Raw genomic sequence first — 18,112 nt, forward strand, 5'->3', positions numbered from 1 at the left:
GGTATATACGAACTAGACCACACGTAATTGTTATTCACGTATGGTCTGGTATATACCTTTTAAGGGAGGGTTTTAGAAAGATAATTGCTGGATTTCTTGATCGTTATCTAGGGTTTTACCCTCATGTAACTCAGCCTTATAAGCTGGCTCTTCTGGAGGATTAAGCATACGGTTAATTTCATTTAAAAAGTAACCATTACCATCAGGAAGTTTAGATTTTAAATCCAAAAAGGCAGCTTCAATTTTGGTTGTACTGTCCAGCTCGTCAACAAAGCGTTCAACATCCTTGAGATCAAGCGCAAATCTAAACTCATTACGGCCTGGCTCAGTAAAGTGGATGTTCAACGATTCATCTGTTTTACCGCCTTTAGGATCATGGAATACGTTGGTATTCGACATAAAACGATTGAACTGTTTTGCAACAGATTTCACCGTCACATTAAAGCAGTCTGAACCGTTGTAGTAGAACTCAATACTTGCTTTCTTGTACGGGAAATTAACCTTAGTACCCACATAGTTATTGCGGTTGAAATCAATGTTTACAGGCAATTGATTAAAGAAGTTCGCAATCTCTTTAACTTGCTTAAACGTCACTTGGTTTTCAAGAGAGCTTTCAAACAAGTCAGTTGGTGTATTTGATGGCAATAATAACGCACGGTTACGCATACCATCAGCATCGGTAAATATAACGGTTGAATGTCGTAGATCTAGTGAGCTGACAATCTTATGTGCCTTGAACATATTGCCCGTTAAGGTAATCGCTTGTCGTGTGACATCACCAGACGGCGCTTTCTCAAAATAGGTACGCGTATAACGGGAATAATTGTTTTGTTCAGTAAATAAGTTCACCAAGGGTTGACGATCCTCAACATGACGTCTATTCACATCAGCATAAGAATAAAATTCAGGATTGAAGCGTTTTAGGATAATACGTCCTTTTTCACTCACTGGAGCTACCCAATCCAAGTCTTGCTTGGCATTTTGCATGGTGTAATTGATCAGTGGAACTTTAAACGACTTCTTATCACCAGGGTAAACCAAATCAAGCTTAACCGCATTCGGTGTGATTGCACCTCCACGTAACGGCGGTAGGTCTAGACGTAGCAAAGCACCTGTTTTGTGATCTGGCGTCACTTCATCATCAAAAAGACTAGGTTTTGAGATAAGGAACAATAACCCATGCGCTGAATGACCTTCTTTTTCGTTCCTTTCCATAGAACGAGCCAAGAATTTTAGATCCTGAACAATTCGATACATGCGATCAAAGTTAGAGGTCAAAATAGGATCATTGGCTAGATAAACCGCTTCAGCTACTTTCTCAAAGGCATCTGCAGAGTGATCATCAGGTTTACGAAATTGAATATCATCAATGTGTTTTACATTGGCTTCAACAACACCGAAATGATCAAATACTTCGTGTCGATAATCACGAATTACTTCACCACGCATTTGCCCACTTTTGAAAAATAACTTTTGCTTAGCAAAGCCTTCATATTTTTGGTACATCAATGCCTCAAAGTTATAGGCATAGTGTAGTAGTCCGTGTACCGTTTCATTGATGTTTTCATTGATACGTTTAAATTGACGCACCAGATAATCATCACTTTCTTTGAACATGAGTTTTAGATTGTCAGCACGTAATGGCTCAACATGTTCAATGTATTGCAGACCTTCAAAACGCACAGGTAGATCAAAGGTATTGATCTTGGCTGCTTCTGTTTCTGAAGTCACGGTAAAGAAGTTGTCCTTCACTTCAAACTCACGGACTTTTTTAGCTTTCCAGTCTAAAAAGTTGGTCTTGAGTGGGTTACGACCCAACAAGTCTAATTCACGGATCTTATCGTTATAGTCAACAACCAAGTCTTGATAAACCTGTTCTTGCTGACTAATCGGCATCAAAATCAGTTTAGATAGCAACTGGTTCACATGATAGTTTTGCGCCGTGCGATACGATGGTCCTTTTTCATCATCCGAAATATCAATATCAAGTGTGTTCGCCAAGTTCACGTTATTTTTCAAATAGTCCAACGATACCCGGTTGCCAATGTAGTTGAGCATGTCAGGATAATCGTTTTCGTTAAACTTGGTTTCTGAGTTGGCAGAGACGTTCGCTGATAGGGTAGACAGTTTACGCATCATCATTAAGTGCATACGTGTTTCTGCTGGAATACCCGAATCTACTGTCGTCATAATCGGATGTGATTCTTCACCACGGCGACCCACACGACCGATCATCTGAATCGTATCGGTAGAGTTCTCAGGTTTTTGCAAGAAAAACAACTCACGTTGGCGCAAGTGATCCGATGGAATTGTAGGATCAGGGTTTTTGGCTGCATGTAGAGAAATACCCGTACAACCAGAGCGAGTCACAATAACAACATCGATTTCACCAGATTGGAATTTTGATTGAACCAAAATCTTACCTTGTGTCGTATTGTTCTCTTGTTTATTAACCTTCCATTTGCCGTCTCTTGTTTCCGTTAAGTGGATCTGACGGCCAGAGATTTCATCAATCTTGAAGCCAGCTTTTGTCACCTTGTTACGTAGTACGTCCAAAGGCATCAAAGGTAGATCAGGGAACTTTTGAATCTTTTCTTTGATACGATCCAAAATGATTTTATACGGACTTACCACTGGATCGCCGTTTTCATTAAATGTCACTTCCGTACTGAGCTTCTTAACGAACGAGTTACCGTAGTTATCTTCAGCTTTCACCACATCGATGCGATCTAACATCACTTCAAGCAAGTCACGGAATTGTGGGAGTTCATCTAAAACAGAAATTTGACTTTGCAGATAGCTACCGCGCTTATCTTCAAGCTTAGTCAATTCCTTTTGAATATTTTTCGCTGCTTTTTCATCGCCAGCGTCACGGTTTTCTTTGATCATGAGTTTTTGAAGCTCATTTTCAAGAAATTCAATTTCTGACGATACCGACTTGAAGTTATTAAACGCTTTTTCTTTTTCAGGCGAATCAGCGGTAACGTCTTGCGCCGTATCTGCTTTTAAAATCGCTTCCATGCGACTTTGCATCAAAATGTTGATAGACTCTCACCCGTATTTTCCAAACCAATCACGGGCTTTCTACCCTCATGTAATGCCTGAATCACAGCATCACTTGTAGAGTCAGTTTTCAATGCCAATAGGAATTGCTTTTGGATCTGGTACATTCGAGATCCAAAGTTCATCACACTCAAACTTAAACGGTTTTTCGGATCGTCTGAATCCTGATGAAAGTCTAAATTGGCAACAGCATCATCATCATTGGCAATGTTTTCTAGCGCATCGAGGCGAATATCTTTAGAAAATTTCACCATGTCCGTCAAGATGTCAGAAAGAACATCTGAGTAATTGTGAAATTTCTTAATTTCCTCTTCAGTTGGCACAAAGGTTTGAATGGTAATGTGCGAGAGATCTTGCTCTCTACGAATCATGGCAGAGCTGTCTACCAAACCTTCAGAAATAAACTCCAAAATTGGACCATCTGCATTTTCGATAACCTTTTGTAAGTCATTACGAGATACGGATCGAGGGAACAATTTATGGAAGAATTCAAGATTTTCAGGTTTCTTAATTGCCGATGCAGACTGGAAATTAATTAGATTGGTCTGATCAATAACATCTAAGAAAAATTGACTTGTAGCTGATTTCAAGGATGCTGCACGGTGCGTTTCATCCATCACCAAAACAGTGTCTTGATTAATAAAACGAGTCAATAACGCACGTTTCCGGTTTGGTCGGTTAAATTGGCTATACGTTGCCAATACCAAGTCATGTTGCGCTGGAATATCTTCAATTTCCTTAGGCAGATCTTGGCCAGTGAATAAAACCTCTTCAGTACCAAAGCGGTTAATCACAGCATCCGAGTTAAAGATAAACGGATCTTTAAAGAACTTGTCACTGTCTGTAGCAACAATATCACGCCAAATGTCGTTCAAGAGTTGCGTTGTATCTGTAAGGAAAACAGGGGGCTTTCCTCTTAACGCACTATATCGTAAACACGCAGCTGCAATACGACCTTTACCTAAACCCGTCTGGTCGCCAATAAGCACAGGTAAGTTTTGGTCAAAACGTAAAATGATATGGGCAACCGCATCGACCTGTTCACATGCAAAAGCGGACTTTAGTGCATCAAAATTGTCATATTGCAATTTCTTAGCGACATAGGCATCAACAAGAGTAGGGTAGTTACCATTATCGACTTCAGCTTGGAAATTGATACCCCCAAAACCTAATACATTTTGGATGTGTGTAGTCAATTGAGCATTTGCCTGATTAATCGCTTTAATCTGGTTTTTAGCCACTAAAGCAATTGGCTCAGATGCCATAGACATCGGTATATACTTAACTTGGTATATATTTTCCGGAGTTGGTTCTGTTGTGTTTTCAGCATTAGGAACAGGAACAATCGGCTGTAAATTTGATTGGTCAGATTCAACAGTCGGTTCTTCTTTTTGCTCAGTACCGATCGCTAATTCAGAATTTAACTTAGCAATCTCTTCAGCAGTTAAACCCGGTTCCTGTTTTACTTGCTCTACCGCTGGTTCTTCAGCTGGTGTTTGTTCAGGTGTTTCACCCTCATTGGTCGCCGTGGTATCACCTACTTGAAGATTAACGTCATCGTCAAGGTCTTCATCCTGATTTTGGTTCTCGTGCGGATTCTTTACCTCAGGCACGAAATCATTGTCATTTTCATTTTCAAACGTTGGTGTAGCTTCAGTTGGTGTAGGTACATCATCATCTGAACTGGTTGTTTGCGTACTAACTTCAACGGTTCCAAAGTCAAAAGAAACTTTATTCGGTTTTGATTTAGGTTTACGACCAAACATCGGTTTTGGTTTGACAGCTTCCTCTTGCTTAATCTCTTCTTCTTTAGCGACCACGACTTCATCAAACATAGTGACTGCAGACGTAGGCGTTACACTTGATGCAATATCTTCAAGTGGCGAAACAGGCTGTTCATCACCTAGACTGGCAAACAAATCGTCATTTTCTTTTTCAACAGGCTTAATCTCAACAACAGGTTCAACCACTGGTGCTTGTTGTGCTTGTTGCTCAACTGGAGTCGGAGTAGTTGGCTTGAAGTATAGATCCTTATTCGGATTCAAACGATTATAGATTACGTTATTAGCCCATCCCCAAAGTTCGTCATAGTCCGTAATGACTTTCAACTTATCTGGTACCACAGAAGATTGGTAAGTTTGTAGTAACGCTTGTTCGTTTTTACGATTGCCTACCACTAACATACGAACATTTTGATTAGCGCCGTTTCGTGCATATGCATTGCCGTGGATTTCTACAACCGCCTCAACTTCATAATGCTTATAGAGATAATTAAGTAAATTCTTTGATTTACGCTCAACCGTACCATCTGAAATCTGTTTATCTGAGCCAATAATGAAAACTGAACGCCCTTGATCGTTTCGTGCGTTTAGTGATTTAACCAGAATGGCATGGTCCAATTTATCCGTACTGAACCAGACGTTTTCTGATGGATCTACCAATAATGGGTTTGGATCTACGCCGTTACGCTGTTGAACCAAAATTGGTGCAACACGTTCTAGTTTATCCATAGCACCAAAAGGAGGGTTGGCAATCACATAGTCAACTTTTTGCTTAAACGTTTGCTCAAAATCAATTTGTGTAGCATCTGCAGTAACAACCGTGCATTCATAATTTTGAGTCAGTGCTTTTGTACGTTCAGCACGTTTGGGATCTAACTCAACCGCATAGACAGAAGCATTACGCTCTTGGGTTAATAAACCGATTAAAGATCCATTACCCACAGTTGGCTCGAGCACGGAAAAGTTTTGTTTTGTTCGGTTATCACCCTCAATCAATAAGCGCTGAGCCACAAGTGACATCGGGATTGGAGTCGAATATTGCTGTAACATACGAATCGTATTGTTTCGCATGGTCTTAGTCGGCATGCGATTGTATAACGCTAAACTCGTTTTAAATGAGCTCTCAGTAAAATCAAGCTCACCTAACTTTTCGACCATCACTGTTTCAAGCGCTTCTTCTGCAGTATGGATCTGTTTATCTGTTACCTTGGATACATCAACGTCAGCATTTTTGGCTTGCGTGATTAGAGCTAAAAACTTTAAAAAGTCCTGGTGATTATGGCTCTTTGTTTCATGTTCTAATTGATAGATATAGCCTCTTAAGCATTCTTTTAAATCTTTTTGCTTGGTCGCACGTAAGTACAGACTAGACGGCTGATCATTAGGACCTTCAGGTATTTGCGTACCTTGGGCATTCACGTAAAAACGGTTATGAGCTGAAGCATAGATTTTGTTGCCATCAGAGTTATAACCGAGTGGAGTTGCACTATTCAACGCAACGTTCAATCGTTGTGGCACCAATGTTTTTGCTTGGGCATTGAATAAATCATGCAATTCTTGGCGAGTCGCAAGCACACTACGGATAAATTCTTTTGGAATACCCAAAACTTCATGAAACAGTCTTGGTTTGATCGTTTCATTCAAATTGTATTGATACAAGTGACCGTCAAAGTGAGGATAAGCCTCAAACTTCATCGGTGTAAAACCAATGTTATTCAAATTTTCTTTAGATAGTTTTTTTTGAACGTCCAATAAAAGTAATTGGCTATCCGTCTGGCCAACACGCCGTACATCGAGATATACACCAGCTTGTGATAAGTCGATCCATTTAATTTTTTCGTTTAAATCATGAGTAGTCATAGCGAACCTGAAGAAGAATTATTTTATTTGATTAAAAAGTCATGTCGTTATAGACATCAGAAGTCGCAGCCTTTTCTTGGCTTTTCTTAACATCCATTTCTGGCTGTCTGACTTTCATCATTAACTCTTGCGGATCAGGTAAAAGATCGTGGTTGAAGTTCTTAGATAACGGACTATCGATTGAAGCTTTATGTTGCTGTACATGCTCTACCGTAATTTCTGAAAAGTTCAACGCATTCATACGGGTTTGAGTAAGTTCAACAGGCTCGATAAACGAGACAAAACAATTATTCGAGTTCCGTTGGTGTGGTTGAATAACAATAAACGCTTCAGCAAATTGCTGTTTTGCATGCGTCAATTTATTCATGGTCTGACGATCAACTTGACTTAAAAATTGAGGATTTAAGTCGTGCGGTTTTGGATTGCCGTAGTCATCGGTAAATTGATTCACTAGGGGAGGTGCACCAACACCACGAACACCCTCACCAGTACGTAAATCTATTTCTGGATCTACCTTGCGAAAACCAGCGTGAGGCGTTTTATTGTTGAAAAATTTCTTTAAGAACGTGTCTTTGTAAAGCGCACCTAGTTGTAGTTGTTGGCCATGATAAACCTCAGGCAGTAATTTTTGACTCACCAAGCCAGCGTAAAGACGTTTTAAATTTTGATTTTTTTCTTTGTCTACATCTTCATTGTAGAACACTTTAATTTGTCGATCGCCAAGTAATGCAAACAGGGCAATACGGGCCTGGTCCATAACATAAACGTTCTGAGCCTGTTTATCGAACTGGTCTTTTTCATACTGGTTGGATGGTACAAAATTTGGATCAAATGTTGCGGTGTGAAAGTCATTGCCGTTCAAAATATCTTTGATACTTTCAATCGGATCTTTAGCAACCCGATAAGACTTTTTAGTTTTATCAATACCGCCACGTTCCATCAACGGATCTGGCTTAGCGAATTGCTTAACACTTTCACGATCAGCACTGTCATAGGTTGGAATCAATGGGATTGTAGTTAATACAGAACCAGACTCATAGCGCACAACAATTTTTGAAAATGGAATGCGCTCAGGTTGGTTGTCAGTACTATTCGATAAAGATTTAACAAGAAGCTGTAAATTATTTTTAATAATAGCGTTATGAAGTGCTGGAGAATTAATTTTTACATTGGGCACTTGCATATGTGCTGCATCTTCAATGATTTGAGCTTTAACAAAGAAATCGCCGTTTTTTTGTTGATGCACATTGATAGAAGTGACTGCTTTAATTAATTGCGAATTCGGGTTGTTACTCATTACGTTGCACCACTGAGCAACATAAGTTTTATAACCGTCAAGAGATTCGTTGGGTGAGTCAACACATTTGTCAAAACAGATAATTCGACCACGGTTAGCACCGCGATTATGTGTGTCTAATGAAGTACGTTGGTTACGTCCAGAATCAAATTTTGCGTGGACTTCATCTACTGAAACATTCTCAGTATGATGCTTGTTGAGTTTATTAATGATCTTCGTGAATTCTTCAGATGAACTCATTCGTATGCGAACTGGTTCATTGGTAGACATATCAAAGCCGTATGCATACTGCTCGTCTTGTTCATCATGTTTGTAAAATTGATCTACAGTCATGACGATACGTTTAATCGTATTATCACTTTTACTCATTTCTTAAATTCCACGCTTTATATTTTTGATTGCTGGTCATTGACTCAAGCTATTTATAAAATACTACAAAACCTCATTGGTATATACTAAGGAGGCAAATAAAAAATTAAAAAATATATTAAAAAGTTTAAGAGTAAATTTTTAAAAAGAAATTTATGTTTATTATCTTTCTAATTAAGGGAAGTTAATTAGGGGCTTTTTTTATGCTTATTTTTCATGACATTACAGGATTAGGACGGAAAAACACAAATGGTACGAGCGAAAATCAAATTCATTTGAGCGCAAATTGAATTTGATTTTTTAGAAAAAAAGGCGTTTTTAGCTGATTTTTGACGTTTTTATCCACTTTGCAGTTAAATTCTATCCACAAATTAAGTTCTTGTATATTAAAATGTATTTAAAAATATGAGTAAAATATTGTTCATTTTTTAGCTTTTTGCAATATTGGAAATTTGCAAACTAGCAAGTATTGTAAGTCACTGTTTATAATAAAATTAAATAGAATAAAAAAATACTTCCAGCGCAAATTAAATTCATTTGAGCGCAAATTAAATTCAAAATCCTGCGGATAACTTTTCCAATTTCATGAGAGCCTTGATAATAAAGACTTTCAGATTTTATGAGGAATAGCCCTTATATACGACCCAACGATCGCTATTTAGCTCGTTTTACGACAAATCAATAACTTACGCCATTAGGACGGAAGAAAGTTTACAACTGGATGTAACAAAGTTTCGCTGAGTTCTTACTATAACAGAAAATCAATGAGTTACGCCATTAGGACGGAAGAAAGTTTACAACCCATTTATAAAAAACTTTCGCTCATATTTTGGCACCAATATAAATCAATAACTTACATCATTAGGACGGAAGAAAGTTTACATCCACTTATAAAAAATTTTCGCTCGAAATTTGCCAGCACTATAAATCAATAACTTACATCATTAGGACGGAAGAAAGTTTACACCCCATTTATAAAAAACTTTCGCTCGTATTTTGGCACCACTATAAATCAATAACTTACGTCATTAGGACGGAAGAAAGTTTACATCCAGTTGTAAAAAACTTTCGCTTGTATTTTGGCACCACTATAAATCAATAACTTACGTCATTAGGACGGAAGAAAGTTTACATCCAGTTGTAAAAAACTTTTGCTCGTATTTTGGCACCACTATAAATCAATAACTTACGTCATTAGGACGGAAGAAAGTTTACATCCAGTTATAAAAAACTTTCGCTCGTATTTTGGCACCACTATAAATCAATAACTTACGTCATTAGGGCGGAAGAAAGTTTACATCCAGTTGTAAAAAACTTTCGCTCGTATTTTGGCACCACTATAAATCAATAACTTACGTCATTAGGACGGAAGAAAGTTTACATCCACATATAAAAAAGTTTCGCTGGGTGCCTATATTACATTGGTTAACTTACATTGTAATTGTGAATATTTCTCATATAAGGCACTGTTTTTCATAGTCTTATTTATTAAGAAATTACTGTTAAAAATGCATTTAATCGTAGTCTAATTAACGAATTGATGCTATAATGTCTACTCAGAATGCCTATGGGAATTCGAGATATGCAATTTCAATCATTTAGTCTTAGACATCAAAAAATACTCATTAACTTCAATGTGTTTAGCTCTGGCTCGTCTGATATTTTGCTAAAAGGTGTTTTATCTGCCGAATTGCTTATTCTAGTTGATAATTTAAATGCATTTTATTCTGCAGAAGACGGTAGATACGTTGTATCAGCTGAAAAAGTTAACCACGTTACAGGTCTAGATTTTAATAAGAAAACTATCAACCAGATCATGCGAGAAGCTTGTGATTTATCATTTATGATTGATACAGATGTGAAGCAAGCTGCAGCACCTATGATTGACGAAATTCAAATCTTATCAAGTGGCGATATTACTTTTAAACTCACTAAAAGTTTTGATTTTTTTAGAAATTCTCTTAGTTTTAAAAGCATATATGAGAAGCTACCATACAGGTTCACTACTTCTAAACTAGAGTTACCGCAGATCGGTCAACAAATAATGTTAATTGCGTAATTAGGCCTCTGACGAGGCTTTTTTATTGTCTAAAATTTAGTTAGTATATACACAGCTTTAAAGCGAAAAGACTACAACGTTAGTTGGGTTGCAAATATATTTTTAGTTTTATTTTTTAATTCAATCTCAGGCAATGTACGTTGTACGTTGTTTAAAGTGGAGCAGTTATGCAAGATTCTTCACAAGTCTGCATAAGTAAAGGAATTTCAGAAGATGAAATTTTTGGATTATCGCAGTCAATCAAAGACTCAATTATTAATGCCGAAACAAAAACCATGGATCTCTTGGGTTACGGCAACAAAATCAGTAATTTCATAGTCGAATGTTATCTAGATATTCCAGTTGTTGATCAATTCGTTTTTTACTTAATGCTGGTGAATGCCAAAAATAAGTATGCACATCAGCTGCAGCGCGTTATCGCTGAAAAACCTGAATTATCCCAAATTGAAGCATTACAACTAGCGAACAACTTTGTTCTGAATTTTGAATACATCCGTCAAATTCTTTTATTCAAAAATAAAGCTAATTACCTCAGCAATGGCCGTATCAAATCTTTGGCATGGAATACGCTAAATAGTGTTGGTAAAGTGATGCTACCAATGAGCTCTTTACGCCAAATGGACAGCGAACCATTTTCAAGAAATGACGTAGACAGCGTAACTCATAAAAGAATGTTTGCCAGTACGGGCTATTTTGAATTAGATAACAATGCGTTTATTTGCTATCAGCTTGAAGAAACGTTGATTGCCAATCTGTCTGAATTAGATTTTGATAAAAAAGGGCGCTACACAGTTCTCGACACTTTAACGGTTCTTGGATTTAAGGACCGTTTTGATCTTTATATGTATAACTTGATGAAGATCAATGAGTTTCGTGGCGAAGTGGTTATTCCTTACATTGACTTCAAAGCATTAACCGAATTTTCAGTAGAATTTAAATACAAAGCAAGTGATTTTTACCGTAAACGACTTCTTGTTTCATTAGAAAGACTGAATAGCAATCCATCTATTGAATTATTTATTTCTGTTAAGTATGAACCATGCAATAAGCGTACACCAGATCGTGACGATTTTTGCAATTATCGTTTTCAGATTCAGTTGAAGTCCAACTATCGTAAAGCGCTTAATACATTAAATGAAATGTGTGCAAAGGTTCAGGATGAACAGGGCAATGAGCTTAAAATCAGTAATGCGCTCTTCACTTCAGCAATTCGATTAAATAATGGTGAACCTGAAAAAGTAATAGAACTTGTTAAGGATCGTTTAGCTGCTTATACAACTAAGAATGGACCATCATATTTAGCTAAAAATCTTAATTTGGTTGCGTCTTATGTTACGCGAGCTCTAGAAGATCTATATAAAAGTAATCACTTCTTTGAAAGATTCCTAAACGATATGAAGCAAGCAGATAATTTACTTTATCTGAGAAATCGTGATAAGAAAGTTGAGATCGAAAACAAAAGTGCATCTACTTTCTCAAGCGAATTCATTAATATTCGCGACAAAGTTGATGTTACCACTTGTGAAATTCTTACAAACGCTGAGTACATTTCAAAGAAAACGGAAGCTACTGTAATTATTGATTATGCTTTCATACGTAATTCTATTTTTATTACACATCCTCATTTGCGCCACCAGCGAAATGCAGACGAGAAAAAATACATAGATCTCGTGTGTGAAAGCACAAAGCTTTGCCAAATATTCTTTGGTACGGGTAATGAAAATAAAAAAACGTTAACTCAAAACTATTTAACAGAACTCCTGTTTGAACATTTTTTTGATGATAATTTCCACTTGAACTCAGATGTATTGAAGAATCTTCTAAAAAAAGATAAGGACTATTGGGTACAAGAAAAGCAAAAGACATTTATGCGGTTGTGGAAACTTGCAAATGAGTTCAGTTTAAAAGCTATTAGTCCAGCGAACTACAACGGTAAAGAGAGTTCAGACAATGAATAATAAACTTTATTTATGTGCAATTTTTACGGCTACTATATTGAGTAGTAGTGCAAATGCCGATTTTAGTGATTGGTATAAAAAAGCAACTTCAAATGAAGAATCAACTCAGCAAGTGCCAGCTCAACAACAGCAAGCACCTGGTCAAGTTCAACAGCAAGCACCAGTTCAGGTTCAGCAACAGCCGATACAGCAAAGACAATATAATTCTAATCGGAACACCACAGCTACGCGTTACCAAAACAATAATGCAAATATCACTGGTGATTCTGGCCTTGAAGCACGAATGAATAACTTGAATTCGACCATTGAGAATCTAAACAAGTCATCAAAAAGTGGTGACAACCTCACGAATAACTATCTAAATATTGTTCAATTCATAGTGATAAACGAAGAAACACGTAAATTGGATGGTAAAGACAATACATCACTGATCAATAACATGTTGGCTGGTATTGTGAGTTGTCAGAATAAATACAAAGTCGATGTTATACAAAAAGTGAATAATCAACTCCCAAGAGATGTTGCTAACACCGTACAACGGTATTTAAGCCAGAATGGACGCTCTATTGGTGCAAACGGCAACTGTTTATACTAATTAAACCCCCCTTTTAAACCGTCCTTAAAAGGCGGTTTTTTTTATTCTTAAAACATACCTATTTATTTTAAAACCACATTCTATATACTACTAACAGTTTAATGCATATTAATGTGGGTTTTATCATGATCAGTTCTAAAACAATATATGAACTATATCAATTGCTCAATCAATCCGAAGTACAAGAATTAAAATCATCTATAACTGAGACTTTTGGTGCAGATGTGGAAAGTGAAGTTGATAAAAGCCCGGTCTTACAGCAAAAGATCAATTATTTTATTTATCAATATATACATCTCAAGCATCCAGAAAGAACAGACAAGATCTTGTTCGATGCAAATGAGTCAGCTCACGAGGATGTAAAAACAGAACACCTTAAAAGTGAGCCAGTACCCTTATTAAAAGATTTTGTATCAAACAGCAGCAATAAAAGTTTAGCACCTGAAGAACAAAAAGATGTAGTTGCAGTCACTTTACCAGCCGAATTGTCTGACATTCCTGTTGAACCAACAAATCAAAACAATACAGGAAATAATGAAGTAAAACATGACTATAACATTATCCTTGATGGTCGAACTAAGCTAAATATATTGCTCGAAAGATATTTAAGTGGTGTTGATGATGTGGCTCGTGAAATCATTGTGAAGTGCTTTCTTGTTATCTCTGTATTTGTAGCACTGATCTCTCTTGCTATGGTTTTTCTGAATACGACCAATATTAACCAGATCCAAGAAATGTATGACATTGGCCATAAAACATTCCTATTCCAATATGCTGAAGTCTGCAATGTAAATGTTGAAGTTGCAAAAGCGAATCCATGTGTTATCTCAGAAATCAATAAACGTATTTCTGAACTATCAAATAGCAGATTTTGGAACACGTTCGGGTTGGTGCTTTTCTCACTTTTATCGTGCTTTTTCTTCTACCATATCTCTACTTACCGTGATTCTAAAGATAAGCACAACGGCTAGTCTTAAAAGGGGGTAGGGTGTTTTAAAATGGTCTTAAATGGCCATTTTTTTATTTTAATAACAAAGTTTTATAGTTGATAAAAGGTATTCTAAAAGTATAATAGATACACTCTTAAAACTGGAATGCATTGTGCTTTTTAAAATTCCAAAAACGGGTGAGATTGATTCAAGTGAACAATCGATGACAGGCCTGGTACTCAAATCGGCATACAACTTAGTTGCCATTTTCAATATTTGCTACATCTTTGTAGTTGTATTCTTTGTGTTTGAAATGTTTTTAAATACAACGATATACAAGATTAAATATCTACCAGAAACCCTCAATACTCCATCATATATATTGCAAATCATCATATTCATTTTATGTTTTTCTTCAGTTCTGTATGCGATAAACAAAATGTTTGATGAAAAGTACATCCCTACACGCAAAGAAATCTATCTATTCCTTATCTCTTTTACTATCAATAGTTTATTAATATTTTTTTTAGCTACCAAATAACACTGTAATACCAAGTTCCCACCGTAGCCTAAGCAAAAGTTACCTATTTTATTTGGTTTTAAAAGCAGTCTCAAGGGCAGAATTAAAACACAAAAAATAAAATTAATAGTTTTAAAAAATATTTTTTAAAACTAAATCAGTGATAATATGTAACCAATGTTAAGTTTAAGAAAGTATATTATGTCTGATATTCGCAGCATCTATTTTTACGGTAATAATAAAAGTATCAAATTGGGTAAAAACCCAATCTTAAATACTGTCTTTGAAATTTTTCCAGCCACTAAAACCCCTTTAAAGCGGATTCTTAATCATAAACACCAGTGGGTTAGTAATTGCGCTTTTTACGTGCCTAACGATGTGAAAAGTGAATGGGTTAAAACGGTAACACTTTCAATTTTGACAATCTCAATTATGGCTTCCTTCCGTAATGCAATTGCACAGCAAAAAGGGTTGTCACCAAACGATGAAGCGCTTGATGAAGAGGTAGAGAACCTTGTGCCAGATTCGTTATTCAATTCTGCTATTGAATTATCGGATCTTAAAAAAAGTTTATTAGAAGTTTTGCCAAATTTAATGAGCGAATACCTTGCACAAAACTTTGGTGAATACGAAAGCATTATTACAAACGGTGTAGCTAAGCTTTTTATTGATAACCATGAATTTTTGGATAAGCAACTTGATTCTGATGCTGGAACAGATAATCAGATTTCAATGTTGAATTTTACTGACAATGCAGATGAATTATTTCACACAACAAACTATATTTTAGTCCGTATTGCTGATTCAAATGAAAACTTGAAAATCAACTTTACTAACAGCAAACCACATGCAGAACACTTAGGCCGAATTCTGCATACATTGTTGGGGGATGAAAGTTTTGAGATCTCAAAAGGTTCAATTGAGATACCTAATGACGAAGATGGCCAAGAAATTTTCATCTTTGAAAAAGAAACGAACTTTATTGATTTTTACAATTCATTATTGCTGGAAGTTAGTTTTTTTCTAGATCATGCAACAGTCTTAGAGCATATAGAAAAGTATGCACCAATTAACCAAACACTAAGCAGTTTGAGTGAGAATTTAGAAAAGAATATTAACTTTGTCATTTCTTCATTCAAAGAAACTCGCGATCTATCTGCATATTTAGAAAGCCGTGCTCAAATCATAGGGTTGATTCATGAAGCTGCACAAATCGCCAGCATTGAAATACAGCCAGTTGCTCAGGCTAAGGACCTTAAATCGTTAATTGAATCGCATCACCTGGTTACTTTTAATGATAAAGACACCTTTAAACAATTTAATTTATTTTGAGGTGAATATGAAATTTGTTATTAAAAATGGCATTGGTACACGTAAAGTCGAAGTGGATCTCGCATTAGATATACCATTGGTGCTACAAAAATCCATTTCTGTAATTGAGTATGAAGATTTCTTTAAATATTTTAGTGAGCAACATTTTCACATTTGCAAATTTAGAACGTTGAACTTTAAAGGTAATAGAGTAGAGGGAAGTAGTAAGGAATTAAATCGCTTTATCTGGCTTGCTATGGCACATCAAGCTTATATGGAGCGTAAAGCTTTACTACCAAGTAAATATATTGCGGATCTAGAAGCTTCAATTTCAAGCATGTTTAATTTAGAGAGCGAATCGCGAGAATGGTACCGAGCTATTCACAAAGCCATAGATGCTTACCTTAAATCACAATTTCCTGAAGCAATAGAGTTTTTACCTTCCAATATTGCACCACTGGATGAAGTGACTAAAATTCTTATGCAAGAAGTACAGCCAGTGATACCAGTTGCAGACGAGCCAGCGAAGCTTTATAGCTGATTCTAGAAATAATTAAGACATAAAAAAACCATCTAAAAATCAGATGGTTTTTTTGTTTGTGTTTTTATAATTTTGCGAATACTTCAGGATTGTCATTCATAAACTGTTCAATGAAATCATTGTCTAATTCGACATGTTTTGGAAGCTTCTCATGTTCACGAACAATGGATTTTATAGATTCAATATTTTGCTGATTGAAAACAGGTGTTGTACGGCTCTTATAGCCAGTATCAGCCATCGCATAGCGATCATCAAACATACCTGAAGAAGTATTAGAATCGACTTCTGAGTCGCTTATAGATAGTGTTAAGTTGCGGTCTTCAGCTAACTTTAAAATGAATTCGTCAGAGATAAAGTTACGTAGCTCATGCAGCATAGATTCAACTTTATTGTGTTTAAAAAGCACCTTTGCAATTGAACGACAAGATAAGAAACCTTTTGTGATGTTTAGATCTAGTAATTTTTGAGGAATGATTGGATCGCTTTTCTTGTTGCTATTCGCGATCTGTTCAACTTCTTCATCAGTCATAGAAGCAATAATGTTTTTAAAGAAATTGCCATATTGAAACTTTTCAATTTTCTCCAGCATTGTCACTTGTTCTGTATCTAATAAGCAAAAAGAAATAGGTTTAAGCTTGCGTTGGTCCGTTTTGCTTAAACTGCCATTTTTGTTTAAGCGGTTCTCTTTGGTTTTAGCGATAGTTTTAGAGTTAGTCATTTTAAACACCTTTCAATATGTTTTAAACTTTGGTTAATACCAATAATCATATTATAAGCGGTTTTAGCTAAAATACAAAAAATGAACATTTTGTTTTTTTAAAAAAATCTTTTAAATGTTTTTCGTATATACTATAAGAATATCTATCTTAAAAGGTATAACGCGTGATTAAAACTGATACAGGCGATACGATTGGAGAGGGTTTAACGAATCCTCAGGATGAAGTTCTAGCATTGTTAGAAGAATGCTTAAACTCTGAACAATATACAGCTCGTATTACTTATATATGTGAAGATGGCGGTCAATTAGTAGGTAAAAAGGCAGCTTTAAAGATTTTAAAGGAACAAGAGGACAATGGTTTAATGCTGGTGCCAATACCAGTCTTAGGAAAACAACTAAGAGTCTGGAGTGGTTTAAGTAAAACCAAAATGTCTAGTCACATAGGCTTGTACAACAATATACAGTGGTCAAAGTTTGAAAGTGGCGAAAAGTTAATAACAAAGCAAGCGTGGACATTACTTCAACTTAGACTTGGGGTTCATCCAAAATACAAATTGGTTTTAAAAAATGAATTAGATGTCGAGTGAATTATATGTTAGTGAAATTAGCCCTTAGTGGTCATGCTTCTCCAGAAGCTTTAAGTAAATTTGAACGTATCAAAGCGTATGTGCCAGATAGCGCACCTGTTTTGGTCACATACTTTAATAAACAAGTTTTATTAAGTGATCTACTGGTTAATTTTTCTAATTTTTTACCATCGCTCGAAATCACAAAAGATAAAGACATGCTGGTTACGATTAGAGGAAATGAAACACCTTTAGTCGAATTTATTGTCAATTTAAAACTATACAGCATGAAATTAGGCAAACTTTTCTTTGAATTTGAGAATCAATTTAAAGAAAAAGAGCAAGACTTTAAGGACTTTATTAAACGTCACAAACTTAAAGGTTTTGATCATGCCAATTTTGTTAATTACGTGAAACTAGGTGCATATGATAGTGCTTTAGACATTATCAAACACCAGTACGAAAGCGTTAAAAAAACATTCTTTGTACTGTTTAAAGATCGTTTCACCCTATTAGAAAGCAAGGGTTTTATTTAAGGATATTCT

At 35.9% G+C, this 18,112-nt stretch carries 12 protein-coding genes; 8 read left to right on the forward strand and 4 right to left on the reverse strand.

The window, feature by feature from the left end; genetic code table 11:
* Positions 1 to 72: 72 nt before the first annotated feature.
* The 3 genes from ACFN7Z_RS17990 to ACFN7Z_RS18000 are packed head-to-tail and all read right to left on the reverse strand — an operon-like array spanning position 73 to position 8,370.
* Positions 73 to 3,021, reverse strand: a complete 2,949-nt coding sequence (locus ACFN7Z_RS17990; RefSeq protein WP_395442706.1) for a helicase C-terminal domain-containing protein — start codon at positions 3,019 to 3,021, stop codon at positions 73 to 75.
* A gap of 11 nt (positions 3,022 to 3,032) precedes the next feature.
* Entirely contained in the window at positions 3,033 to 6,704 is a 3,672-nt protein-coding gene (locus ACFN7Z_RS17995; RefSeq protein WP_395442707.1) for a DEAD/DEAH box helicase family protein, read from the reverse strand.
* Between the two features lie 31 nt (positions 6,705 to 6,735).
* Positions 6,736 to 8,370: a hypothetical protein gene (locus tag ACFN7Z_RS18000; RefSeq protein WP_044431636.1), complete on the reverse strand. Its 1,635-nt coding sequence runs from the start codon at positions 8,368 to 8,370 to the stop codon at positions 6,736 to 6,738.
* A gap of 1,582 nt (positions 8,371 to 9,952) precedes the next feature.
* Here ACFN7Z_RS18000 and ACFN7Z_RS18005 point away from each other — a divergent pair.
* The 6 genes from ACFN7Z_RS18005 (at position 9,953) to ACFN7Z_RS18030 (ending at position 16,283) form a co-directional block, all read left to right on the forward strand.
* On the forward strand, positions 9,953 to 10,429 hold the full coding sequence (locus ACFN7Z_RS18005; RefSeq protein ID WP_044432065.1) for a hypothetical protein: 477 nt from the start codon (positions 9,953 to 9,955) through the stop codon (positions 10,427 to 10,429).
* Between the two features lie 167 nt (positions 10,430 to 10,596).
* Positions 10,597 to 12,387, forward strand: a complete 1,791-nt coding sequence (locus ACFN7Z_RS18010) for a hypothetical protein (protein ID WP_044432059.1) — start codon at positions 10,597 to 10,599, stop codon at positions 12,385 to 12,387.
* Complete coding sequence (locus tag ACFN7Z_RS18015) at positions 12,380 to 12,982, forward strand: hypothetical protein (protein WP_046127688.1); 603 nt, start codon at positions 12,380 to 12,382, stop codon at positions 12,980 to 12,982. The genes ACFN7Z_RS18010 and ACFN7Z_RS18015 overlap by 8 nt, the downstream gene beginning before the upstream one ends.
* Positions 12,983 to 13,107: 125 nt before the next feature.
* Positions 13,108 to 13,953 (forward strand): hypothetical protein, encoded by an 846-nt coding sequence (locus ACFN7Z_RS18020; protein ID WP_228199070.1) that lies wholly within the window; start codon positions 13,108 to 13,110, stop codon positions 13,951 to 13,953.
* A 679-nt stretch (positions 13,954 to 14,632) separates the two neighbouring features.
* Positions 14,633 to 15,763 (forward strand): hypothetical protein, encoded by a 1,131-nt coding sequence (locus ACFN7Z_RS18025; RefSeq protein WP_044432052.1) that lies wholly within the window; start codon positions 14,633 to 14,635, stop codon positions 15,761 to 15,763.
* Between the two features lie 7 nt (positions 15,764 to 15,770).
* The gene (locus ACFN7Z_RS18030) at positions 15,771 to 16,283 is read left to right on the forward strand and encodes a hypothetical protein (protein ID WP_046127689.1); all 513 of its coding nucleotides are present in this window, start codon (positions 15,771 to 15,773) and stop codon (positions 16,281 to 16,283) included.
* 64 nt (positions 16,284 to 16,347) lie between these two features.
* On the opposite strand, the gene ACFN7Z_RS18035 is transcribed toward ACFN7Z_RS18030, so the two are convergent.
* Positions 16,348 to 17,001 carry a hypothetical protein gene (locus ACFN7Z_RS18035; protein WP_096911489.1) on the reverse strand — a complete coding sequence of 218 codons (654 nt, stop codon included), beginning with the start codon at positions 16,999 to 17,001 and terminating at the stop codon, positions 16,348 to 16,350.
* A gap of 164 nt (positions 17,002 to 17,165) precedes the next feature.
* Here ACFN7Z_RS18035 and ACFN7Z_RS18040 point away from each other — a divergent pair, with 164 nt between their 5' ends.
* A complete protein-coding gene (locus ACFN7Z_RS18040; protein ID WP_046127685.1) occupies positions 17,166 to 17,588 on the forward strand; it encodes a hypothetical protein in 423 nt (140 codons plus the stop codon).
* Between the two features lie 5 nt (positions 17,589 to 17,593).
* Positions 17,594 to 18,103 (forward strand): hypothetical protein, encoded by a 510-nt coding sequence (locus tag ACFN7Z_RS18045; RefSeq protein ID WP_046127684.1) that lies wholly within the window; start codon positions 17,594 to 17,596, stop codon positions 18,101 to 18,103.
* Positions 18,104 to 18,112: the final 9 nt, after the last annotated feature.

The sequence above is a fragment of the Acinetobacter sp. P1332 genome (assembly GCF_044057475.1).
GTDB lineage: Bacteria > Pseudomonadota > Gammaproteobacteria > Pseudomonadales > Moraxellaceae > Acinetobacter > Acinetobacter johnsonii.

Excerpts from the sequence above, each read along its gene's own strand:
- ACFN7Z_RS17990 (WP_395442706.1), bottom strand. The coding sequence starts at position 3,021 with ATGGAAGCGATTTTAAAAGCAGATACGGCGCAAGACGTTACCGCTGAT.
- ACFN7Z_RS18005 (WP_044432065.1), top strand. The coding sequence starts at position 9,953 with ATGCAATTTCAATCATTTAGTCTTAGACATCAAAAAATACTCATTAAC.
- ACFN7Z_RS18010 (WP_044432059.1), top strand. The coding sequence starts at position 10,597 with ATGCAAGATTCTTCACAAGTCTGCATAAGTAAAGGAATTTCAGAAGAT.
- ACFN7Z_RS18000 (WP_044431636.1), bottom strand. The coding sequence starts at position 8,370 with ATGAGTAAAAGTGATAATACGATTAAACGTATCGTCATGACTGTAGAT.
- ACFN7Z_RS18035 (WP_096911489.1), bottom strand. The coding sequence starts at position 17,001 with ATGACTAACTCTAAAACTATCGCTAAAACCAAAGAGAACCGCTTAAAC.
- ACFN7Z_RS17995 (WP_395442707.1), bottom strand. The coding sequence starts at position 6,704 with ATGACTACTCATGATTTAAACGAAAAAATTAAATGGATCGACTTATCA.
- ACFN7Z_RS18045 (WP_046127684.1), top strand. The coding sequence starts at position 17,594 with ATGTTAGTGAAATTAGCCCTTAGTGGTCATGCTTCTCCAGAAGCTTTA.
- ACFN7Z_RS18015 (WP_046127688.1), top strand. The coding sequence starts at position 12,380 with ATGAATAATAAACTTTATTTATGTGCAATTTTTACGGCTACTATATTG.
- ACFN7Z_RS18025 (WP_044432052.1), top strand. The coding sequence starts at position 14,633 with ATGTCTGATATTCGCAGCATCTATTTTTACGGTAATAATAAAAGTATC.
- ACFN7Z_RS18030 (WP_046127689.1), top strand. The coding sequence starts at position 15,771 with ATGAAATTTGTTATTAAAAATGGCATTGGTACACGTAAAGTCGAAGTG.
- ACFN7Z_RS18020 (WP_228199070.1), top strand. The coding sequence starts at position 13,108 with ATGATCAGTTCTAAAACAATATATGAACTATATCAATTGCTCAATCAA.